19 protein-coding genes are annotated in these 21,262 nt (G+C 68.5%); 12 read left to right on the forward strand and 7 right to left on the reverse strand.

The window, feature by feature from the left end; genetic code table 11:
* The first annotated feature begins 33 nt into the window (after positions 1–33).
* Positions 34–1,071 (forward strand): DNA polymerase III subunit delta, encoded by a 1,038-nt coding sequence (gene holA, locus MRBLWH11_RS13610; protein ID WP_341945248.1) that lies wholly within the window; start codon positions 34–36, stop codon positions 1,069–1,071.
* Positions 1,072–1,142: 71 nt separating this feature from the next.
* Here the strand turns inward: holA and rpsT are convergent, their stop codons facing one another.
* Positions 1,143–1,403 (reverse strand): 30S ribosomal protein S20, encoded by a 261-nt coding sequence (gene rpsT / locus MRBLWH11_RS13615; protein WP_116636678.1) that lies wholly within the window; start codon positions 1,401–1,403, stop codon positions 1,143–1,145.
* A gap of 221 nt (positions 1,404–1,624) precedes the next feature.
* Between rpsT and MRBLWH11_RS13620 the strand changes: the two genes are divergently transcribed.
* Positions 1,625–2,998, forward strand: coding sequence for a GH1 family beta-glucosidase (locus MRBLWH11_RS13620; RefSeq protein WP_341945249.1), 1,374 nt, complete (start codon positions 1,625–1,627; stop codon positions 2,996–2,998).
* Positions 2,995–4,215 (forward strand): MFS transporter, encoded by a 1,221-nt coding sequence (locus MRBLWH11_RS13625; protein ID WP_116636676.1) that lies wholly within the window; start codon positions 2,995–2,997, stop codon positions 4,213–4,215. Before MRBLWH11_RS13620 ends, MRBLWH11_RS13625 begins: the two co-directional genes overlap by 4 nt.
* Here MRBLWH11_RS13625 and MRBLWH11_RS13630 read toward each other — a convergent pair.
* The 5 genes from MRBLWH11_RS13630 to MRBLWH11_RS13650 form a co-directional block, all read right to left on the reverse strand.
* Positions 4,210–4,938 carry an alpha/beta hydrolase gene (locus MRBLWH11_RS13630; protein WP_116636675.1) on the reverse strand — a complete coding sequence of 243 codons (729 nt, stop codon included), beginning with the start codon at positions 4,936–4,938 and terminating at the stop codon, positions 4,210–4,212. The two genes, MRBLWH11_RS13625 and MRBLWH11_RS13630, sit on opposite strands and share 6 nt — an antisense overlap.
* A gap of 86 nt (positions 4,939–5,024) precedes the next feature.
* Entirely contained in the window at positions 5,025–6,743 is a 1,719-nt protein-coding gene (locus MRBLWH11_RS13635; RefSeq protein WP_116636674.1) for an ABC transporter family substrate-binding protein, read from the reverse strand.
* Positions 6,744–6,882: 139 nt separating this feature from the next.
* Positions 6,883–8,811, reverse strand: coding sequence for an ABC transporter ATP-binding protein (locus MRBLWH11_RS13640; RefSeq protein ID WP_116636673.1), 1,929 nt, complete (start codon positions 8,809–8,811; stop codon positions 6,883–6,885).
* Entirely contained in the window at positions 8,808–9,746 is a 939-nt protein-coding gene (locus tag MRBLWH11_RS13645; protein WP_243409003.1) for an ABC transporter permease, read from the reverse strand. Before MRBLWH11_RS13645 ends, MRBLWH11_RS13640 begins: the two co-directional genes overlap by 4 nt.
* Position 9,747: 1 nt before the next feature.
* Positions 9,748–10,731, reverse strand: coding sequence for an ABC transporter permease (locus MRBLWH11_RS13650; RefSeq protein WP_116636671.1), 984 nt, complete (start codon positions 10,729–10,731; stop codon positions 9,748–9,750).
* 240 nt (positions 10,732–10,971) lie between these two features.
* On the opposite strand from MRBLWH11_RS13650, the gene lepA reads away from it, so the two are divergent.
* From lepA to hemW, 4 genes are read left to right on the forward strand one after another with little or no spacing between them, the layout of a single operon-like run.
* Entirely contained in the window at positions 10,972–12,825 is a 1,854-nt protein-coding gene (gene lepA, locus MRBLWH11_RS13655; protein WP_341945251.1) for a translation elongation factor 4, read from the forward strand.
* A gap of 2 nt (positions 12,826–12,827) precedes the next feature.
* Positions 12,828–13,331, forward strand: a complete 504-nt coding sequence (locus MRBLWH11_RS13660) for a DUF1990 family protein (protein WP_341945252.1) — start codon at positions 12,828–12,830, stop codon at positions 13,329–13,331.
* 55 nt (positions 13,332–13,386) lie between these two features.
* Positions 13,387–14,040, forward strand: a complete 654-nt coding sequence (locus MRBLWH11_RS13665; RefSeq protein WP_116636667.1) for a DUF1990 family protein — start codon at positions 13,387–13,389, stop codon at positions 14,038–14,040.
* Between the two features lie 16 nt (positions 14,041–14,056).
* Positions 14,057–15,292, forward strand: a complete 1,236-nt coding sequence (hemW, locus tag MRBLWH11_RS13670) for a radical SAM family heme chaperone HemW (RefSeq protein WP_341945253.1) — start codon at positions 14,057–14,059, stop codon at positions 15,290–15,292.
* 1 nt (position 15,293) lies between these two features.
* Here the strand turns inward: hemW and MRBLWH11_RS13675 are convergent, their stop codons facing one another.
* Positions 15,294–16,715, reverse strand: coding sequence for a carboxylesterase family protein (locus MRBLWH11_RS13675; protein WP_341945254.1), 1,422 nt, complete (start codon positions 16,713–16,715; stop codon positions 15,294–15,296).
* Positions 16,716–16,829: 114 nt separating this feature from the next.
* Between MRBLWH11_RS13675 and hrcA the strand changes: the two genes are divergently transcribed.
* From hrcA to MRBLWH11_RS13700, 5 genes are all read left to right on the forward strand, one after another.
* Entirely contained in the window at positions 16,830–17,861 is a 1,032-nt protein-coding gene (hrcA, locus tag MRBLWH11_RS13680) for a heat-inducible transcriptional repressor HrcA (protein ID WP_341945255.1), read from the forward strand.
* A gap of 37 nt (positions 17,862–17,898) precedes the next feature.
* Entirely contained in the window at positions 17,899–19,014 is a 1,116-nt protein-coding gene (gene dnaJ, locus MRBLWH11_RS13685) for a molecular chaperone DnaJ (protein WP_341945256.1), read from the forward strand.
* A 2-nt stretch (positions 19,015–19,016) separates the two neighbouring features.
* Positions 19,017–19,745 (forward strand): 16S rRNA (uracil(1498)-N(3))-methyltransferase, encoded by a 729-nt coding sequence (locus MRBLWH11_RS13690; RefSeq protein WP_341945257.1) that lies wholly within the window; start codon positions 19,017–19,019, stop codon positions 19,743–19,745.
* Between the two features lie 48 nt (positions 19,746–19,793).
* A complete protein-coding gene (locus MRBLWH11_RS13695) occupies positions 19,794–20,144 on the forward strand; it encodes an HIT domain-containing protein (RefSeq protein WP_341945258.1) in 351 nt (116 codons plus the stop codon).
* Between the two features lie 79 nt (positions 20,145–20,223).
* Positions 20,224–21,249: a PhoH family protein gene (locus tag MRBLWH11_RS13700; protein ID WP_341947831.1), complete on the forward strand. Its 1,026-nt coding sequence runs from the start codon at positions 20,224–20,226 to the stop codon at positions 21,247–21,249.
* Positions 21,250–21,262: the final 13 nt, after the last annotated feature.

Raw genomic sequence — 21,262 nt, forward strand, 5'->3', positions numbered from 1 at the left:
CGCCGTGTCCCCGGCCCCCGGTAGTCTGGATCCATGGCAGCTTCGCGTCCCCCCTCCCGTGGCGGCGCGAAGGCCGGCAAGATCCCCCAGGTGTCGTGGCGCGAGCCGCATCCGGCACCGCTGGTGCTGGTCTTCGGACCCGAGGAGATCTGCGCCGAGCGCGCGATCGCGGGCGTGCGCGACTACCTTCGCGCCGAGGATCCCTCGCTCGAGGTCAGCGACGTGCGCGCCGACGACTACGAACCCGGCACACTGCTGTCGCTCACCTCGCCGTCCCTGTTCGGCGAGCCGCGGCTCGTCCGCGTGTCCGGCGTGGAGAAGTGCACCGACGCGTTCATCCAGGAGACGGTGTCGTACCTCGACCATCCTCAGGAGGGCGCGACCGTCGTGCTGCGGCACACCGGTGCGAGCGTCCGCGGCAAGAAGCTCCTCGACGCGCTGCGTGCCGGGAACGGCGGCGGTATCGAGATCGCGGTACCTGCGATCAAACGCGACAGCGATCGGGTCGACTTCGCGGCGGGGGAGTTCCGCTCCGCGAAGAAGCGCATCGCCCCTCCGGCGCTGCGCGCACTGGTCTCGGCCTTCGCCGACGATCTCACCGAACTGGCGGCGGCCTGCCAGCAGCTGATCGGCGACGTCGAGGGCGACATCTCCGAAGACACCGTCACCCGGTACTACGGCGGGCGGGTGGAGGTCTCGGCCTTCGTCGTCGCAGACACGGCGATCTCCGGTCGCTACGGCGAGGCACTGATCGCGCTGCGCCATGCGCTGTCGTCCGGCGCCGACCCCGTTCCGATGGTGGCCGCATTCGCCATGAAGCTCCGCGGCATGGCGCGAGTGGCGGGCAACCGCGAACCCAGCAGGCAGCTGGCTCAGCGCCTCGGCATGAAGGACTGGCAGGTGGATCGTGCACGGCGCGACCTCGCCGGGTGGAACGAGCGCTCACTCGGCATGGCGATCCAGGCGACCGCGCGGGCCGACGCCGAGGTCAAGGGTGCGGCGCGCGACCCGATCTTCGCGCTCGAGCGGATGGTCACGGTCATCGCCACACGGGAACCGTTCGGCGCGTGACACCGCCGGTGCAGACATCGGGCAACGAAAAAGCCCGCCTCGAGGAGGCGGGCTGATTCAGAAGCTGATGCTCAGAGAGCGGAGACCTGCTTGGCGAGTGCCGACTTGCGGTTCGCGGCCTGGTTCTTGTGCAGAACGCCCTTGCTGACGGCCTTGTCGAGCTTGACGGCGGCCTTCTTGAGGGTGGCCTCGGCGGCGGACTTGTCGCCGGCAGCGACAGCCGTCTTGGTCGAGCGGATGAGCGTCTTGAGCTCGCTCTTCACGGCCTTGTTGCGCTCGTGAGCCTTCTCGTTGGTCTTGTTGCGCTTGATCTGCGACTTGATGTTTGCCACGTGTGGACACTTTCTGTACAGGAGTGATGGGAATGCCGGCAGCAGAAGAGGGCTGCTGCACAGCGGTCGTGAGGGAAGAACCCACACGCAAGCCAAGAGTCGAGTCTATCAGCAGACGGCTCGATCACGCGAAACGACCACGAGAAGCGACACTGAGTCGCGGATCTGCTGGTACCGGGTGCAGAATCAACGGTATCCGGACACCGATGTCGAGGAGCCACATGACCGCCGTCCCCACCCGATCGCCCCTGCCCACCGGACTCCGCTGGTCTGCCGCGACGTCCGCCTTCCAGATCGAGGGGGCTCGCGACGTCGACGGCCGAGGCCGATCGATCTGGGATGAGTTCCTCGAGGCCCCCGGCGCGATCACGGACGGCTCCACGGCCGATCCGGCCTGCGACAGCTATCGGCATCCCGAAGCAGACGTCGCTCTCGTCGCCGGTCTCGGTCTCGATCGCTACCGCTTCTCGATACCGTGGGCGCGCGTGCAGCCCGATGGTCGCGGCACGGCGAACACCGTGGCACTCGATCACTACTCGCGATTCGTTGATCGCCTGCTGGAGGTCGACGTCGTGCCGTTCCCGACCCTGTATCACTGGGAGATGCCCAGCGCGGTCGAGGCCGACGGCGGATGGCTGAGCCGCGATACGGTCGAGCGCTTCGCCGACTATGCGGCGATCGTGGTCGACAGCCTGGGCGATCGCGTCGCGCACTGGTACACGCTGAACGAACCGGCGATGACCACGCTGCAGGGCTACGCGGTCGGTGCGCTGGCCCCGGGGCGACAACTCCTCTTCGACGCCCTGCCGACGGTGCACCACCAGCTCCTCGCGCATGCCCGCGCCGCCCAGGTCATCCGCTCCCGGGCCTCCGCACAGGTCGGCCTGGTCAACAACCACACCTGGGTGCTGCCGCTGAACGACACAGCGGAGGACCGCGACGCCGCAGCCCTCTACGACCTGATCCACAACCGGGTGTTCAGCGAGCCGCTCCTGGCCGGCGAGTATCCGGATCTCGCGGCCTGGGGCCTCCCTGCGATGCCTGTGCAGGACGGCGACCTCGATGCGATCCGCGCGTCGATCGACTTCTACGGCATCAACTTCTACAACCCGACCACCGTCACCGCCGCCGATGCGTCGAGCCCCATCCCGTTCGACATCGTGCCGACACCCGGCGTTCCCGTCACGGGCTTCGGTCCCGAATGGCCGATCATGCCGGTGGCGCTGCGCGATCTGCTGGTCGACCTGCACGCGCGGCATCCGCTGCTCCCTCCCGTCATCATCGGGGAGAACGGCGCTTCCTTCCCCGAGCCCGACCGCGCCGCGCGCGTGGAGGATGCCGATCGCATCGCGTATCTCGCCGGCCACATCGCGGCCGTGGGAGAGGCGATCGCCGCGGGAGTCCCCGTGGAGGAGTACACGGTGTGGTCTCTCCTCGACAACTGGGAATGGGCGGACGGCTACACGCAGCGCTTCGGTCTCGTCCACGTCGATTTCGCGACGGGGGAGCGCACCCCGAAGGCGTCGTACGACTGGTATCGGGACCTCATCGCCGGTGCCCGCTCCGCAGCAGCAGCTCGGGAGGAGACACGATGAGCGGTGCGACCAGGGCCGGCGCGCGGTGGATGTCGCTGTTCACGCTGGCGTGGCTCGCCATCTGGACCGTGCAGTTGACGCCCGTGCAGCTCCTCCTGCCTCTCCAGCTCGACACTCCGGAGGACGACTGGATCCGCGGCGTGGTCTCCTCGGGGCTCGTCCTCGGGATCGGCGGACTTGCCGGCATCGTCGCGGGGCCGGCGGCGGGAGCGCTCTCGGATCGCGCTGCCGCCGGACGGCACCGCCGGCGGCCCTGGGCCCTCGGCGGCGTCTGGCTCACCGCCGTGTGCCTCGTGCTCACCGGATTCGCGAGCGGCCCCTGGGCGGTGGGAGCCGGATGGGTGGGCGTCTCGATCGGCGTCGCCGTCTCCTCCGCCGCCTTCACCGCGCTGATCGCGGATCAGCTGCCCACCACACAGCGCGGCGCCGCGGCTGCCGCCGTCGGATCGAGTCAGGCAGTCGGCATCGTGCTGGGTGTCGGCCTCGTCGTGCTCCTCGGTCTCGGCATCGTCGCCGGATATCTCCTGCTCGCCGGCATCATCGCGGTGATCGGCACGGCGGCGGCGCTGCTCCTGCCCGACCCTCCGGGGACGGCGGAGCTGCGGCCGAAGGGCGAAGGTCGAAAGACCCTCGCGTCGCTGCGCGACCGCGACTTCGCCTGGATGCTGTCCGGTCGGCTCGTGACCAACATCGGCAACGCGCTCGGCACCGCCCTCTTCCTGTTCTTCCTCCTGCACGGGCTCGGACAGCCGAGCGCCGTCGCGCAGGACAACCTGCTGCTGCTCATCCTCGTCTACACGGTGTTCGTGGTGATCGCCGCGGTGCTCACGGGCATCGTGTCCGATCGCACCGGCAATCGGCGCACGCTGACCGTCGCGGCGACGGTCGTGCAGGCGGCATCCGGTGTCGCGATCGCGCTCGTCCCGACGTTCGAGATGACGATGGTCGCAGCGGCGCTGATGGGGCTCGGGTACGGAGCCTTCTCGACCGTGGGGCTCGCCTTCGCCGCAGACCTGCTCCCCGACGAGCAGGACCACGCGCGCGACCTCGGCATCGTCAACGTCACCGCGGCGCTGGGGCAGCTGATCGGTCCGGTGCTGGGGGCGGCTCTCGTCGCACTCGTCGGTGGATTCTGGCTCGTGTTCGTCGCCGCCGCCGTGCTCTCGCTCGTCGGGGGCGCGCTCACCGCCTTCGCCCGCCAGCCCGCGCGGTCATGAGCGGTCGGCGGCGTCGATCGTCGCGACCGCCAGTTCCAGGACGGCGTTGAACACGCGTGGTCGCATCGCCGTCACGAGGTGCGTCGTCCGCGGTACGACGATGAGCTCGGCATGGGGCGCGAGGCGCTGGAACAGTCGTTCGTTCACCCGCAGCTGGTCGTACTGGCCGTTCACGAACCACAGGGGGATCGTGATCCGCTCGACGGCCGTCGCGACATCGAGGGTGGAGAGGCTGCGCAGCGCGGCATCCTGTGTGTCCAAGGCGTAGCCGCCGGCGGCGAAGTCGGAGCGGTTCTCGGCCGGGATGGTCGCTGCCAGCATGCGACGGGTGATCCACATCCCGCGATCCGGCAGCGAATCGACCGCGCGGAAGAGCAGCCGATAGGCGGAGAGACCGGCGCCGCGGGGGAGCGAGGTGCAGGCGGCAGCGACGACCCCGGCGACCGGAGGCGTGTCCGCCCCGCCCGCGTAGGTGAGCGAGAGCAGTCCGCCCATCGAATGGCCGACGAGAAGCACCGGTCCGTTCTCCGCGGCCGCTCGCACCGCGGCATCGATCGTGTGCAGCGCCTCGTGGAGGGTGAAGTCCTCCTGCATGCGGGAGCCGTGACCGGGAAGGTCGACCGCGGTGTACGCGTACCCGCGGGCATCGAGGTGGGCGAGCTGCGAGCGCCACATGGTCGCAGACGTGCGGATGCCGTGCACGAAGACGATCTGGACGCTCACGCGTTCAGCATAAGGAAAGCGGGGCCGGTGGATGAACCACCGACCCCGCTGCGGGTCACTTCGACGAGCTCAGTGACCCTGGAGGATCACTTCTCCCAGCCGAGGTTCTCGACCGGGGTGACTCCGAAGAGGTCGAGACCCACGTAGGGCTCCGGGGTCAGGTTCGCCAGCCCCTTCTGCGCCACGTACACCGACGGACCGTTGTAGAGCGGGATGACGCCCCAGGTCTCCTCGATGATCTTCGGCTCGAGCTTCATCGCGGCCGCGGTCCAGCTCTCGGCGTCCTTCTGCGACTCGACCTCGTCAGCGATCTGCTTGTCGATGTCGGCGGTGCCCGTACCGGAGAGGTTCAGGCCGCTGTCGGAGCAGTAGATCTGGCACATCCAGGCCGGTCCGAACGGGTCGGAGTCGGTGAAGCGGAGACCGAAGATGTCCCAGTTCTTCGACGTGAAGTCGTCGGAGAAGTCAGCCGACGCGCGGACCTCGATCTGCACGTCGATGCCGATCTCCTTCTGCTGAGCCTGCAGCGACTTGGCGAGCGCCTCCTGAACGGGGCTGTTGCTGAAGATCGGGTAGATGACCGTGAACTTGACGCCGTCCTTCTCGCGGATGCCGTCTTCGCCCTCGACCCAGCCTGCGTCGTCGAGGAGCTTCTTGGCACCGTCCACGTCGTACTTCAGACCGGCCTCGCCGAACGCGTCGCTCCATCCGTCCTGGAAGGAGTACATGTTGAGCGAGCCTGCGGGGCCCTCTTCGTAGCCGAGGCCGTTCCAGGCGATCTGCTTCTGCTGATCGATGTTGATGCCCATGAAGAACGCCTTGCGGACCTCGAGGTCTGCGAACTGCGGCTTGTCGCCGTCGACCATGAGAACCGTCTTGGCGGTCTGCTGAGCGCGACGGACGACAGCGCCGTCGACGTCCTCGACCTGGGCCAGACGCTCCTGGCTGCCGGCCTCGACCTGGTCGATCTCACCGTTCTTGAAGGCGTTGATCGCGGCGTCGTCTTCGAGAGCCGTGAACGTCACCTTGTCGAGGAGCGGAGCGTTGCCCCACCACTCGGGGTTCGGCTTGAACGAGACGAAGCCCGCGTTCGCGTCGAACTCGTCGACGGTGTAGGGACCTGCACCCCACTCGGCGTTGAGGTTGCCGATGTAGGCGTTGTTGAACGTCTCGACGTCGGCGTGCTTCGGGTTCAGGACGCCACCCGTGAGGAACGCCATGGAGGGCCAGGCGTAGATGCCGTCGAAGGTGACCACGGCGGTCTTCGCCGAGTCGCCCTGCTCGACCGAGGTGATCTGCTTGTAGCCGTCGGTCGCGTTCGGGTTGAAGCCCTCGTCGTACGAGCGGTTCGCCTTCCACGTCGCGTCGATGGCGGTCCAGTCCATGTCGGTGCCGTCGTTGAAGTGGGCCTCGTCCGTGAACGTGAAGGTCAGCGTGGTGTTGCCGCCGTCCTCGCCGATCTCGTAAGCATCGAGGTACGCGTCGTTCTTCGTGACCTCGCCCTCCGGCGAGACCAGGAGGAGCTGCGGCATGTAGTAGTACCAGAGGCGAGCGGTGTCGGCGCTGGCGTCGCTGTTGAAGGCGTTCAGCTGCTCGGGAACCTCGTTGATCTCGAAGTTGACCTCGCCGCCCTCCTTCAGGTTCTCGCGGGGCTGCGGGTTGTAGTCCGCTGCCTTGGTCTCGACGGTCTCGCCGCCGCCGTTGTCCCCGCCGCCGGTGTTACCGGAGCCGCTCGCGCAACCCGCGAGGGCGAGTGCGAGGGCGCCGCTGATCGCGATGGCCCCCAACAACTTCTTGTTCTTCATGGTGCTCCTTCCGCCTTTCGGCGATTCATAAAGGGAAGAATAGTTCGACGGCTTCCGAACCACAGCGGGCGACAGTGAATACCGCCTAACCGTTATCGGACGGTGACCCATGCTCTCCGGCATCCGGTCCCAGGCTCGTTCAGGCGAGGACGGGGCGGGTCGTCATCGTCTCGGCATCGAACACGACACGCTGGCGTGTGCGCTCGATGTCGGGGTCGGGGACCGGGATCGCCGAGAGCAGAGCCTTCGTGTAGGGATGCTGCGGGTTCTCGAAGACCTCGTCCACGTCGCCGTGCTCGACGAAGTCCCCGAGGTACATCACGGCCACGCGGTCGGCGATGTGGCGCACCACCGAGAGGTCGTGCGCGACGAAGAGGTACGAGAGCCCCAGCTTCGCCTTGAGCTCGTCGAGGAGGTTGATCACGCCCGCCTGGATCGAGACGTCGAGCGCCGAGACCGGTTCATCCAGCACGACGATCTTGGGGTTGGTCGACAGGGCACGGGCGATGCCGATGCGCTGCCGCTGTCCACCGGAGAACGCCTGCGGGAAGCGGTCGCTGTGCGCGGGGTTGAGGCCGACGAGGTCCATCAGCTCATCGACCCGGCGGTGCGCCTCCTCCTTGGGGGTGCCGATCGCGAAGAGCGGCTCCGAGATGATGTCGGCGACCGTCATACGCGGGTCCAGCGCTCCCATGGGGTCCTGGAAGACGATCTGGATGTCGCGGCGCAGCTGACGCTCGACCTTGTGGCTGTGGATGTCGTTGACGCTGGTCCCGGCGATGACGATGTCGCCGTCGGTCTGCTTGACCATGTCCATGATCTGCAGGAGGGTCGTGGTCTTGCCGCTGCCGGATTCGCCGACGATGGCCATCGTCTCGCCCTCGCGCACGTCGAAGCTGACGCCCTTGATGGCGTGCACCTCGCCGACCTTGCGCTTCAGGAACGCGCCCTTGAGAAGGGGGAACGTCTTGGTGAGGTTCTTGACCTCGAGGGTGATCGGACGCTCCTCGCGCGGGAGCTTCGCCAGCGGGCTCTCCGGCACCTCGCGCACGGGGTACACGGGGATGCCGCCGAGGAGGCCGCCGTCCTCGATCTCGTGGGCGCGGATGCACGCGGCGCGGTGCTGGTCGCCGGAGCCGGTCGCGACCGGAAGGAGCTCGGGCTCCCTGGTGCGGCACGCGTCCATCACGATGGGGCAGCGGTCGGCGAACGGGCAGGCGTCCGGCAGGTTGATCAGCAGCGGCGGGTTGCCCTTGATCGGGGTGAGAGGTTCCTTCTCCGCCTTGTCGACGCGCGGGATCGCGCCGAGCAGGCCGATCGAGTACGGCATCCGGGTCTTGTGGAACAGCTCGTGCACGGGCGCCTGCTCGACAGGCTTCCCCGCGTACATCACCATCACGTCGTCGGCCGTGCGGGCGACGACGCCCATGTCGTGGGTGATCATGATGACAGCGGCGCCGGTCTCCTGCTGCGCCTTCTCGATCAGATCGAGGATCTGCGCCTGGATCGTCACGTCGAGTGCCGTGGTCGGCTCGTCGCAGATGATGAGCTTCGGGTTGTTCGCCATGGCGATGGCGATCACGACGCGCTGGCGCATGCCGCCGGAGAACTCGTGCGGGAACGACTTCATCCGTCGCTCCGGCTCGGTGATGCCCACGAGCTTGAGCAGCTCGACCGAGCGGTTCCAGGCATCCTTCTTCGACAGGCTCCGATGCACGGTCAGCGCTTCGATGAGCTGGTCGCCCACCGTGAACACGGGGGTGAGAGACGTCAGCGGATCCTGGAAGACCATCGACATGCCGTTGCCGCGGATCACGGAGAGCTGCTTGTCGGTCATGCCGAGGAGCTCCTTGCCCTCGTACATGATCGACCCGGTGACCTTGGCGTTCTCGTCGAGGAGCCCCATGATCGCGAGCGAGGTGACGGACTTGCCCGACCCGGACTCGCCGACGATCCCGAGAGTCCTGCCGGCCTCGAGATCGAACGAGACACCGCGGACGGCCTCGACGCGTCCCGCCTCGGAGGCGAAGCTGACGGTGAGATCGCGGACGGAGAGTACGTTGCTCATGCTCGGCCTCCAGCCGCAGAGGTGGGATCGAGGGCATCGCGCAGGCCGTCGGCGACGAGCGCCATCGACACCGTGAGAAGGGTGAGCGCGGCCGCGGGGAAGTAGAACAGCCAGGGTGACGTGATCAACGAGCTCGAGCCCGCGCCGATCAGCGCGCCGAGGGAGACATCGGGGATCTTGACGCCGAACCCGAGGAACGACAGGCCGGTCTCGGCCACGACCGCGTTGACGACGCCCAGGGTGAAGTTGATCACGAGGAGCGAGCCGATGTTCGGCAGCAGGTGGCGCAGGACGATGCGGAAACCGCGCACGCCCATGTACCGGGCGGCGCTCACGTACTCGCGCTCGCGCAGTGACAGCGCGAGAGTCCAGATCACGCGGGCGGGGAAGTACCAGCCGATCACGAAGATCATGATGAGCGCGATGACGCGCCAGTCGCCACCGGACTTGTTGGAGATCATCGCCAGGATGAGGAACGAGGGGATCACCATCATGAAGTGGATGACGAGCAGGGCGATCCGCTCGGTCCAGCCGCCGAAGTAGGCGGCAGCGGTGCCGACGAGCGCCGAGACGATGGTCACGCCGACCGATACGGTCACCGCGATCATCAGCGAGCGCTGCAGCCCGACGGCCACCTGGGCGAAGAGGTCGTTGCCGGCGTTGTTGGTGCCGAACCAGTGCTCGGCCGTGGGGCCGGTGCTGAGGGCGAGGAAGTCGAGCTCGACGTGGTCGTAGCGCGCGATGAGCGGTCCGAAGATCGCGAAGAGCACGAGCAGGGCGAAGATGACGAGGCCGGCGACGGCGCCCTTGTTGCGGGCGTAGCGCCGCGAGTACAGCGTCCACTTCGACAGGCGGCGAGTCGCGACGCGCGTCGTCTCGGGGCCGGCGGGGCTCGGCGCTGCTTCGACGGTGGGGTCGATCATTTCCGAGGTCATGTCAGCTCACTCTCACTCGAGGATCGAGCACCACGACGGCGACATCGGCGAGGATCGCGCCGATCGCGGTGAGGACGGCGCCGAAGGCTGCGACCGCGACCGTGCCGTGGACGTCGTTCTTGGTGATGGTCTCGATGAAGTACTTGCCCATGCCGTTCCAGGCGAAGATCGTCTCGGTGAGGACCGCGCCGGTGAAGATCGCGGGAATGGTGAAGGCGACCTGTGTCGCGACGGGGATCAGCGAGGTGCGCAGAGCGTGCTTGCGGATGGCCTGCTGCTTCGTCAGGCCCTTGGCCCGTGCCGTGCGCACGTAGTCGGCGCCGATGTTGTCGAGCAGGAGCGAGCGCTGCAGGAAGTGGATGCCGGCGTAGCCGACGAGCACGAGCGCTATCGTCGGCAGCGTCAGATGTTGAAGGACGTCTATGAGGACCGGGAAGAACCCTTCGACTCCTCGGCTCGCGTTGCCCGTCACGTAGAAGATGCGGATGCCGGTGGCGTTGTTCAGGCCGATCGCGAGGAGCACGATCGCGAAGGCTGCGACGACGATCGGGATGTTCATCGTGATGATGCTGGTCGCCTGGCCGATCCGGTCGGCGAGCTTGTACTGGCGCGAGGCGGTGTAGACGCCCAGCGCGATCCCGAGGACGGTCGTGAGGATGGTCGCACCCAGCACGAGCTCGGCGCTGACCCACATCCGGTACGCGACCTGCTCGTTGACCGAGCCGCCCGTGGGGCTGACGCCCCAGTCCCAGCGGAGGAGGATGCCGGTGAGCCAGGTCCACCACCGCTCGATGAGCGGGACGGTGTCGCTGAGGTTGCGCGGCGCGAGCGTGTGGACGATCTGCTCTTCGGTCAGCGGCGGACGTCGGCCCACGTAGTTGCTGCGCGGATCGAGGAAGCCCCACGCCAGGAAGTACGTGATGTTCGTCGCGACCACGATCATGAGCAGCCAGCCGAGTGCACGGCGCACGAGATACTTGATCAAGGTGATGATTCTTTCTCTTTTACAGAGATGCGCGGGATCGCCGACGCAACGCTGAGCCGGGTAGACATTCAATCACCATCCACCTCTTTGCGCGACGCGACGCCCTGCACGAGGTCTGTGACGGAGTCCTATCGCTCTCGGGATCCGGTGTCACGGATTGCTCCCGGGCAACCTGGGCAGAATATCACCGCATCGGGCGAATCGAGCATTAGCCTGCCCTGACCGTAGAATCGACGGGACATGTCACCACGCGCCCTCACACCTCTTCAGCCTGCCGCGACGCCGCCTGCGCAGATCCGCAATTTCTGCATCATCGCCCACATCGATCACGGCAAGTCGACCCTCGCTGACCGCATGCTCCAGATCACCGGGGTGGTGTCCGACCGCGACATGCGGGCCCAGTACCTGGACCGCATGGACATCGAGCGCGAGCGCGGCATCACGATCAAGAGCCAGGCGGTGCGGATGCCGTGGCAGATCGAGGGCGAGACCTTCGCCCTGAACATGATCGACACCCCCGGTCACGTCGACTTCACCTACGAGGTGTCCCGCTCGCTCGCCGCGTGCGAGGGCGCCATCCTGCTCGTCGATGCGGCGCAGGGCATCGAGGCGCAGACGCTCGCGAACCTCTACCTCGCCCTCGAGAACGATCTGCACATCATCCCGGTGCTCAACAAGATCGACCTCCCCGCGGCCGACCCCGAGAAGTACGCGAAGGAGCTCGCATCCCTCATCGGCGGCAAGCCGGAAGACGTCCTTCGCGTCTCCGGCAAGACCGGCGTGGGTGTGGAGGAGCTGCTCGACCGGCTCGTCAAGGAGATCCCCGCGCCCACCGGCGATGCGGATGCTCCTGCCCGCGCGATGATCTTCGACTCCGTCTACGACGCCTACCGCGGTGTCGTCACCTATGTCCGCATGGTCGACGGCAGCCTCGCTCCGCGCGAGCGCATCCAGATGATGTCCACCGGCGCGAACCACGAGGCGCTCGAGGTCGGGGTCTCCAGTCCCGAACCCGTCCCGTCGAAGGGTCTGGGCGTCGGCGAGGTCGGCTACCTCATCACCGGCGTGAAGGACGTGCGTCTGTCGAAGGTCGGCGACACGGTCACCACGGCGCGGAAGCCCTCGACGCAGGCCCTTCCGGGGTACACCGACCCGAAGCCCATGGTGTTCTCGGGCATCTACCCGATCGACGGCAGCGACTACGCCGACCTGCGCGAGGCGCTCGACAAGCTCAAGCTGTCCGACGCGTCGCTCGCGTACGAGCCGGAGACCTCGGTCGCTCTCGGCTTCGGCTTCCGCTGCGGCTTCCTCGGGCTGCTCCATCTCGAGATCATCACCGAGCGTCTCGAGCGCGAGTTCGGGCTCGATCTCATCACCACCGCACCCAGCGTGATCTACGAGGTGCTCACCTCCGACACGGGGGAGACCGTCACGGTCACCAACCCGAGCGAGTACCCCGACGGACGGATCGGCTCGGTCTCCGAGCCCATGGTGAAGGCGGCGATCCTGCTGCCGAAGGACTACGTCGGCACCGTCATGGAGCTCTGCCAGGGGCGTCGCGGCTCTCTGCTCGGCATGGAGTACTTCTCCGAGGAGCGCGTCGAGCTGCGCTACAACATGCCGCTCGGCGAGATCGTCTTCGACTTCTTCGATCAGCTGAAGTCCAAGACGCAGGGCTACGCCTCCCTCGACTACGAACCGTCGGGCCAGCAGGAGGCAGACCTCGTCAAGGTCGACATCCTCCTCCAGGGCGAGAAGGTCGACGCGTTCAGCTCGATCGTGCACCGCGACAAGGCCTATGCCTACGGGACCATGATGGCGGAGCGTCTGCGCAAGCTGATCCCGCGCCAGCAGTTCGAGGTGCCGATCCAGGCCGCGATCGGCGCGAGGATCATCGCCCGCGAGACGATCCGCGCGATCCGCAAGGACGTGCTCGCCAAATGCTACGGCGGTGACATCACCCGTAAGCGCAAGCTCCTCGAGAAGCAGAAGGAGGGCAAGAAGCGCATGAAGATGGTCGGCCGCGTCGAGGTCCCCCAGGAGGCGTTCATCGCCGCGCTGTCCGGAGACGTCGAGGGCAAGGACAAGAAGTAGGGATGCGCCTCCCGGCATACGAGCGCGGTCTCACCCGCCGATCGCTCGAGAACGTGCCGGAGGGGATGCGCGGTGCCGAGCACTCCACGGTCGTGCCGCCGGAGTCGGTCGTCGCGGTCGCCGCGCTCGTCCGCTCGTGGGAGTTCAAGCGGCGCGCCGGCTTCGAGGTTCCCGCGGGGAGCCCCGCCGCGGACGCGCAGGGCGTGCTCGCGAAGCGCGTCCTCGGCATCCGCTTCGTCGAGCCGATCAGAGTCGTGTGGGCGGACGAACGCGGGTTCGGCTACGAGACGAGGCCGGGGCATCCGATCTACGGCGAGGAGTCTTTCCGGATCGACGAGCGGGGAGTGTTCACCGCGCGGTCGATCTCGCGCCCGTCGTCCTTCTTCTGGCTGCTGATGTCTCCGGCGCTCCGCTTCCTTCAGCGCCGTACGCACGCGCGCTACGTCCGCATCGTGCAGGACGCCGCGGCTCACCCCCTTCGACAGGCTCAGGATCCCGGGATGTGACCTCGCGCGGCGCGTGGGGGTGAACCCTCAGGGAACCCGAAGTAGGCTGGAACTCATGCGGCGCGGGACTTTCCGAGACGACACGGTGGACTATGCGGCCGTGGGTGCGACCCACGCGCCCGATCTGATGCAGTACCCACCGGAACGCAGCATCCCTGCCGAGGAGTCGTGGCGCATCGGAAGCGGCGCTGAGCGGTTCCAGATCGCCGGCGAAGCGCTCCTCTCGTGGACGGCGCAGCGCGCGGCCGGCCTCTCGGTCGACGATCTCCGCCCTGCCCCGGGACCGGCCTACGCGGGCGTGAGCTTCGATGCCGAGGGCAACCCGATCGCTCCCAGCAAGCACGATGTCGAGCCGCGCTACGACGCCGAGGGCACGCCGTTCGTCGGAGCAGGCATGACGCTGCACCTCAAGGGGCGCATCGGCGGCATGCGCGCCGACTCCGAGCTCCGCGTGATCTCGGTCACGGAGGAGACCCGGCGCATCGGATTCGTGCTCGGCACCGTCGGCGGCTCGGTCGTCAGCGGCGAGGAGTCGTTCGACGTCGAGTGGCGCGAGGACAACGACGAGGTGTGGTTCACCGTGCGCGCGTTCGACGCGCCGAATTCCCTCCTCTACCGCACGGTGCCCGCACTGGTGAAGCGCCGTCGACGCGAACTGTTCGCCCGCTACCTCCGCGCGATCTCCCCGCTCTACGCGACGCCCGTCTGATGTCGAGACAGCACTGATGGCGGGACCGCTCCCGCTCGGCGATCCGGCGCCCTCGGACGGCAGGCTGCCCGACGATCTTCCGGTCGATCCGAGCGTGCCGTTCTCCGCCTACCTTCACGTGCCCTTCTGCCGCGTGCGCTGCGGGTACTGCGACTTCAACACCTACACGTCGAGCGAGCTGCGGGGCGCCAAGCAGGAGGACTATGCCTCCACGCTGATCGGAGAGATCGATCTCGCACACCGTGTGCTCGGTGACGCCGGTGCCCTGCGGCCGATGGACACCGTGTTCTTCGGCGGCGGCACGCCGACGCTGCTCCCGGCGGGTGATCTGGCGCGGATGCTGGACGCCGCGGCATCCGCGTTCGGCCTGGTCGACGGCGCCGAGGTCACGGTCGAGGCCAACCCCGACACGGTGACCCCCGGTGTCGCGCGCACGCTCGCGGACGCCGGGGTCACGCGGCTCTCGATCGGCATGCAGTCCGCGGTCCCGCACGTGCTCGCCGCGCTCGATCGCACGCATCGCCCGGAGAACGTGCGGACCGCGGTCGCCGCGGCCAAGGATGCGGGCCTCGCGGTCAGCGTCGACCTGATCTATGGCGCGCCCGGCGAGTCGCTCGGCGACTGGGAGGCATCGCTCGATGCTGCGCTCGAACTCGATTCGGACCACATCTCGGCCTACGCCCTGATCATCGAGGACGGGACGAAGCTCGCGAGGCAGATCCGACGCGGAGAGGTCCCGACGCCCGACGACGACCTGCAGGCCGACATGTACGAGCTCGCCGATGCCCGCCTCGCCGCGGCCGGCTTCGACTGGTACGAGGTGAGCAACTGGGCGCGTGCCGCCCACGGTCGCACCGCTGAGGAGAACCGCTCACGGCACAACCTCGCCTACTGGCGCGGAAGCGACTGGTGGGGGTTCGGACCCGGTGCACACAGCCATGTCGCGGGGCTGCGCTGGTGGAATGTGAAGCACCCCGCCGCGTACGCCCAGCGCCTCGCCGCATCCGAATCTCCCGCCGCCGGCACGGAGCGACCTGATGACGAGTCCCGCCTGCTGGAGCGGATCCTGCTGCTCAGCCGCATCCGCGAGGGGATCGCGATCGACGAGGTGCCGCCGGCGAACCGCACGCGGGTCGCCGGGCTCATCGCCGACGGGCTGGTGGATCCGGTCGCCGCAGTGAAGGGGCGCGTCCGGTTGACGCTCCGAGGTCGGCTCCTCGCCGACGCGGTGGTGCGCGAGCTGACCGACTGACTCAGCCCGGCAGCAGGTCCAATCCGGTCGTCCGCCGCTGCGGCACCGTCGCGGTGATCGTGTCGAACACGCGTGTGCGGCGCTCGGGGCCGAACACCGGCCATCCGGGGTCGCCGGTCTTCACGAACGCGATCCACGCCGCATGCATCTCTGCCGCGAGCTCCCGAGGCGCATCCGGCCCGGCGAGACGCTGCGCCTCGGGATCGTCGAGGCGATCGAAGACGAATCCGAGTTCGAGCGCATGCGCCGCGCGGAGGTCGCGCACCGGGCTGTTCCACGCGAACTCGTACACGTAGGTCGGTGCCGTCCGCTTCCGTGCGAGGCGCGTCAGCGGAGCCCGCAGCAGCACGTCGGTGGCGAGCTGTCCGAAGATCTCGCCGGTCGACGCACCGGGGAACTCCGCACGATACTCCCGTACGGCAGCGCGCGGGATCCGCAGGGCGAGACGGGCCGCGAGGAGCTTCAGCTCGCTGATGCCGTCGAGCGCGGCCGGCGGGAACCACAGCCGGTACTCGTCGGTGTTGCTGCCGATGAGCAGTGGCGTGTCGATCTCGGGAAGCACCTCGTGCGGAGAGCGGGGGAGGGTCTCCGCGTCGATCGCGAACTGGAAGCCGGGGGCGCCGCCCAGCGGAGAGGAACCGGCGGCGTGCTGCCGCCTGGTCTCGAGCAGGCTGTCGGGGGAGATGTCGGCGAAGGCCTCGCGATCGGGGCGGACCCCGAGCCGCTTCGCGAGCTGCACCGATATCCGGCCGGCCTTCCGCGGTGTCTGCGCCTCGAGCGGTCCGGATTCGATGATCGCGCGCGCGATGAGCGCGCGGGATGTCTCCTTCGCCAGGAGCCCGGCCACGATCGCTCCGCCTGCCGACTCGCCCATCACCGTGATCCGCGTCGGGTCGCCGCCGAACGTCTCGACCTCGCGGTGGATCCAGGAGAGGGCAGCGGCCGCATCCTCCAGTCCGAGGTTGCGGGGAGCGCCGTCGAGCACCGAGAAGCCCTCGGATCCCAGCCGGTAGTTGATCGAGACGAAGACGATCCCCGCGCGTGCGAAGCGCGTGCCGTCGTAGAGTCCGAGGGCCGCCGTGCCGCGTTCGAGGGCGCCGCCGTGGATCCAGAGCAGCACGGGCGCAGCCGCGGCATCCTCCGGTGCCCAGACGTTCGCGGTGAGGATGTCGTCGCCGTCGATGCGGACGCTGCCGAGGAGTTCGCCGATCGGACCGGGGTACGGCAGCTGCGGGGGAGTCGGACCGAAGTCCACCGCCTCGCGGATGCCGTCCCACGCCGCTGCCGGCTGCGGTGCGCGGAACCGGTTCGACCCGAAGGGAGCGGCGGCGTAGGGGATGCCGAGGAAGCGGCGGACGCCGGCGTCGAGAGTTCCGCGGACGATGCCGCCGGAGAGTATCGCGGTGGGCGGCGTCGTCGTCATGAGCGCCATCCTAGAGGGCGCCTTTCGGGGTATACCCGGCTGCGCGGGGTAGGATTGGCACTCGGGGCATCAGAGTGCCAGCGAGCGTCCGAGTGTCAGCGGAAGGGGAAGGCGATGGTCTCAGAGCGAGGACTCCAGGTTCTCCGTGCGATCGTGCAGGACTACGTCGAGACTCACGAGCCCGTCGGCAGCCGCTCCATCGTGGACCGCTACTCGTTCGGCGTCTCGGCGGCGACCATCCGCAACGACATGGCGCTGCTCGAGGACGAGGAGCTGATCACGGCTCCGCACACGTCGTCGGGCCGGGTCCCCACCGACAAGGGCTATCGCGTCTTCGTCGACCATCTGGCGCAGCTGCGGCCGCTCAGCGTCGCCCAGCGCACCGCCATCGAGTCGTTCCTGACCGCTCCCACCGACCTCGACGATCTGATGATCCGCACCGTCCGCGTGCTCACGCAGCTCACAGGTCAGGTCGCGCTCGCGCAGTACCCGTCCTTCGCCCGTGCGCACATCACGCACCTCGAGCTCGTGGCGCTCTCTCCCAACCGCGTGCTGATCGTCCTCGTCACCGACGCGGGCGGCGTCTCGCAGCGTTTGACTCCGCTCCCCGTCGACGTCGACGAGGCCGACACCGCGGTCCTCCGCGCGCGACTCTCGGCCCTGATCACGGGACAGGCGGTGAGCGATGCCGCCGAGCGGCTGCAGAACCTCGTCGCCGCCGACGACCAGACGAAGGACATCGCGCTGCGCACGCTCGCCGCCGTCGTCATCGAGGAGCTCGGCGAGTTCCGCCAGGAGCGACTGGTCATGGCGGGAGCCGCGACGCTCGCACGGCGCGAGCAGGACTTCCGCGGCAGCATCCACCCGATCCTCGAGGCGATCGAGGAGCAGGTCACCCTGCTGCGGCTGATGGGCGAGATGGTGACCGACGAGCATGGGCTCGGCGCGAGCATCGGCACCGAGAACGAGCCGTTCGGTCTCGGCGAGGCATCCATCGTCGCCAGCAACTACGCCGCCCCCAGCGGCACGGCACGGGTCGGCGTGATGGGGCCGACGCGCATGGACTATCCGAGCAACCTCGCGGCGGCGCGGGCGGTCGCCCGCTACCTGTCGCGGATGCTCGACGAGGACGAGGCCGGTCGCTGAGGCGACGGCCACGAGAGACACACGCAGAAAGGCGATTGTGGCGGACCACTATGAGGTTCTCGGGGTGTCCCGAGACGCTTCCACCGATGAGATCAAGAAGGCGTATCGGCGCCTCGCACGGCAGCTGCACCCGGATGTGAACCCGGGCGACGAGGCCGCCGAGAAGTTCAAGCTCGTGACGCACGCGTACGACGTGCTCAGCGACGACGACTCGCGACGGCGCTACGACATGGGCGGCGGAGACGGGGCTGCGGGCAACTTCCAGGGCTTCGGCGGCTTCGGAGACATCTTCGAGACGTTCTTCGGCGCGGCTCAGAGCGGCGGCCGCGGCGGGCGCCCGCGCTCGCGTCGTGAGCGGGGCCAGGACGCGCTCGTGCGCGTGACGCTGGACCTCGGCGACGTCGTGTTCGGCGCGCATCGCGACATCGAGGTCGACACGGCCGTGCTCTGCGAGACCTGTCAGGGCTCGTGCTGCCAGGAGGGCACCTCGCCCGTCACATGCGACATCTGCGGCGGTTCCGGACACGTGCAGCGCCAGGTGCGCAGCCTGCTCGGCAACGTCGTGACCTCCCAGCCCTGCGGCACCTGCGAGGGCTACGGCACCACGATCCCGTTCCCGTGCGGAACCTGCGGCGGCCAGGGGCGCGTGCGCTCGCGCCGCACCGTGTCGCTCGACATCCCGGCAGGCGTCGAGACCGGACTCCGGCTGCAGCTCCCGGGCTCCGGCGAGGTCGGCAAGGCGGGCGGCCCCAACGGCGACCTGTATGTCGAGGTGACCGTGAACGCGCACCAGGCCTTCAGTCGAGAGGGCGACGATCTGCTCGCGACCCTCGAGGTGTCGATGACGGATGCGATCCTCGGCACCGAGACCTCGATCCAGGGACTCGACGGCGAGGTCGATCTGGAGATCCGTCCCGGCGTGCAGTCGGGCGACGTGCTGACGATCAAGGGCCGCGGCATCACTCCGCTGCGCGGTTCGCAGCGCGGTGACCTGCGGGTCGGCGTGCAGGTCGTCACGCCGACGAAGCTCGATTCCGCCCAACGTGCGCTGATCGAGGACTTCGCGAAGAAGGCGAAGGCTCCCGGTCCGCAGCTGGCGCAGTTCCAGCAGGGACTCTTCTCCAAGCTCCGCGACCGGTTCCGCGGGCACTGATCGTGGCGCTGCACTTCCTCGTCGAGTCGTCGACGGATGCCGGTGTCGGAGACGTCGTGTCGCTGACCGGTGCCGAGGCGAAGCACGCGGCCGTGGTGCGTCGACTCCGCGTCGGCGAGGCGGTGACGGTCGGCGACGGCGCCGGAGTGTGGCTCGCGGGCGTCGCCGAAGAGGTGGCGCCGTCACGCGTCGACGTGCGCATCGAGGAGCGAGTCGAGCATCCGGCGCCCGCGCCGCGGCTGGTCCTGGTGCAGGCGCTGGCGAAGGGCGATCGAGACGAGCTCGCCGTGCAGGCCGCATGCGAGCTCGGCGTCGACGAGATCGTGCCGTGGCAGGCCGGCCGCAGCGTGTCGCGCTGGGAAGGCCCGAAGGCCGTGAAGGGGCGCGAGCGCTGGTCGACCATCGTCCGAGAGGCGGCGAAGCAGGCGCATCGCGCCTGGGTGCCCGAGGTCACGGCTCCGGCGACCACGAAGCAGCTCGCCGCGCGGGCGAGCACCGACCGCGTGCTGCTGCTCGATCCGACGGCCCCGGTCCGGCTTTCGGCTATCGAGCCGGATGGCCGCGATCTGGTGCTGGTGGTCGGCCCCGAGGGAGGCATCTCCGATGAGGAGCTCGCCCTGCTGACGGATGCCGGTGCGGAGCGCGTGCTCCTCGGCGAGACCGTGCTGCGCACCTCCACCGCCGGCCCTGCTGCCGTCGCGGTGCTGTCGGTCGCGCTCGGGCGCTGGTGATCACGGACCCACGGGCCGGAGTACGTGCCGGTCAGTAGACTTGACACCATGACGGAACCCTCGATCTTCACGCGCATTCTGAACGGGGAGATCCCCGCGGAGATCCTCGGCGAGACCGATCGCGTCTTCGCGCTGCGCGACATCGCGCCGCAGGCGCCGGTGCATCTTCTCGTCGTGCCGAAGTCGGCCGATTACCGCGACGTCGCCGAGCTCGCTGCCGGCGATCCGTCTCTGCTCGCCGAGATGATCGCCTTCGCGAAGGAACTCGCGGCGACGCACACCGACGACGGCGACTTCCGCCTCGTCTTCAACACCGGCGCGAACGCCGGACAGACGGTGTTCCACGTCCACGCGCATGTGCTGGCCGGCGGACTGACGGAGAAGAGTGTCGGTGCCTGAGAATCACGAGCCCCAGGAGCGGAGTCTGGGCGGACAGACGCCCGAGTCGGTCGAGAAGATCTACGCCGACGGCGTCGCGATGGTGCAGCTGCTCGGTCCGCAGGACCGGCTGCTGCGCATGCTCGAGAAGGAGCACCGCGACGTGCAGGTCCTCGTGCGCGGCAACGAGATCACCCTGAGCGGCTCGCGGGAGGCCGTCGACGGAGCCAAGAGCCTCGTCGACGAGCTGCTCGCGATGACCAGGGCGGGTCACGACCTCGCCCCGAGCGATGTCTCGAACTCGGCGCGGATGCTGCGCCAGGAGGGCGGTCCGCGTCCGAGCGAGGTGCTCGGCGAGGCGATCCTCACGACGCGCGGCAAGGTCATCCGGCCGAAGACGCTCGGGCAGAAGGAGTACGTCGACGCGATCGAGGAGAACACGATCGTGTTCGGCATCGGTCCGGCCGGAACGGGCAAGACCTATCTCGCGATGGCGAAGGCCGTCCAGGCGCTGCAGCGCAAGGAGGTCACCCGCATCATCCTGACCCGGCCTGCCGTCGAGGCGGGGGAGCGGCTCGGGTTTCTCCCCGGCACGCTCACCGACAAGATCGATCCCTACCTGCGACCGCTGTACGACGCGCTCAACGAGATGATGGACCCCGAGATCGTTCCGCGGCTCATGGCCACGGGCACGATCGAGGTCGCCCCGCTGGCGTACATGCGCGGTCGCACCCTGAACGACTCGTTCGTGGTGCTCGACGAGGCGCAGAACACCACGCCGGAGCAGATGAAGATGTTCCTCACCCGTCTCGGCTTCGGCACCCGGATGGTCGTCACGGGCGACATCACCCAGGTCGACCTCCCGCAGGGCTCCTCGGGCCTCAGGCTCGTCACGCGGGTGCTCGACGGCATCGAGGACATCCACTTCTCCCGACTCACGAGCGCCGACGTCGTGCGTCACTCTCTCGTCGGTCGCATCGTCGACGCCTACAGCGAGTATGACGAGAAGCGCACCGCGCAGCGGTTCGAACGCGAGCAGGCAGCGGAGTTCGCCAACCGCGCCGACCGGCGAGGTGCGCAGCGCCCAGGACCCCGCGACCGGATGCCGAAACGAGGCCTCTCCTGATGAAACGAGCACA

Origin of the sequence: Microbacterium sp. LWH11-1.2, assembly GCF_038397745.1 — a bacterium.
Lineage (GTDB): Bacteria > Actinomycetota > Actinomycetes > Actinomycetales > Microbacteriaceae > Microbacterium.

Excerpts from the sequence above, each read along its gene's own strand:
- holA (WP_341945248.1), top strand. The coding sequence starts at position 34 with ATGGCAGCTTCGCGTCCCCCCTCCCGTGGCGGCGCGAAGGCCGGCAAG.
- MRBLWH11_RS13620 (WP_341945249.1), top strand. The coding sequence starts at position 1,625 with ATGACCGCCGTCCCCACCCGATCGCCCCTGCCCACCGGACTCCGCTGG.
- MRBLWH11_RS13625 (WP_116636676.1), top strand. The coding sequence starts at position 2,995 with ATGAGCGGTGCGACCAGGGCCGGCGCGCGGTGGATGTCGCTGTTCACG.
- MRBLWH11_RS13635 (WP_116636674.1), bottom strand. The coding sequence starts at position 6,743 with ATGAAGAACAAGAAGTTGTTGGGGGCCATCGCGATCAGCGGCGCCCTC.
- MRBLWH11_RS13640 (WP_116636673.1), bottom strand. The coding sequence starts at position 8,811 with ATGAGCAACGTACTCTCCGTCCGCGATCTCACCGTCAGCTTCGCCTCC.
- MRBLWH11_RS13645 (WP_243409003.1), bottom strand. The coding sequence starts at position 9,746 with ATGACCTCGGAAATGATCGACCCCACCGTCGAAGCAGCGCCGAGCCCC.
- lepA (WP_341945251.1), top strand. The coding sequence starts at position 10,972 with ATGTCACCACGCGCCCTCACACCTCTTCAGCCTGCCGCGACGCCGCCT.
- MRBLWH11_RS13660 (WP_341945252.1), top strand. The coding sequence starts at position 12,828 with ATGCGCCTCCCGGCATACGAGCGCGGTCTCACCCGCCGATCGCTCGAG.
- MRBLWH11_RS13665 (WP_116636667.1), top strand. The coding sequence starts at position 13,387 with ATGCGGCGCGGGACTTTCCGAGACGACACGGTGGACTATGCGGCCGTG.
- hemW (WP_341945253.1), top strand. The coding sequence starts at position 14,057 with ATGGCGGGACCGCTCCCGCTCGGCGATCCGGCGCCCTCGGACGGCAGG.
- MRBLWH11_RS13675 (WP_341945254.1), bottom strand. The coding sequence starts at position 16,715 with ATGACGACGACGCCGCCCACCGCGATACTCTCCGGCGGCATCGTCCGC.
- hrcA (WP_341945255.1), top strand. The coding sequence starts at position 16,830 with ATGGTCTCAGAGCGAGGACTCCAGGTTCTCCGTGCGATCGTGCAGGAC.
- MRBLWH11_RS13695 (WP_341945258.1), top strand. The coding sequence starts at position 19,794 with ATGACGGAACCCTCGATCTTCACGCGCATTCTGAACGGGGAGATCCCC.
- MRBLWH11_RS13700 (WP_341947831.1), top strand. The coding sequence starts at position 20,224 with ATGGTGCAGCTGCTCGGTCCGCAGGACCGGCTGCTGCGCATGCTCGAG.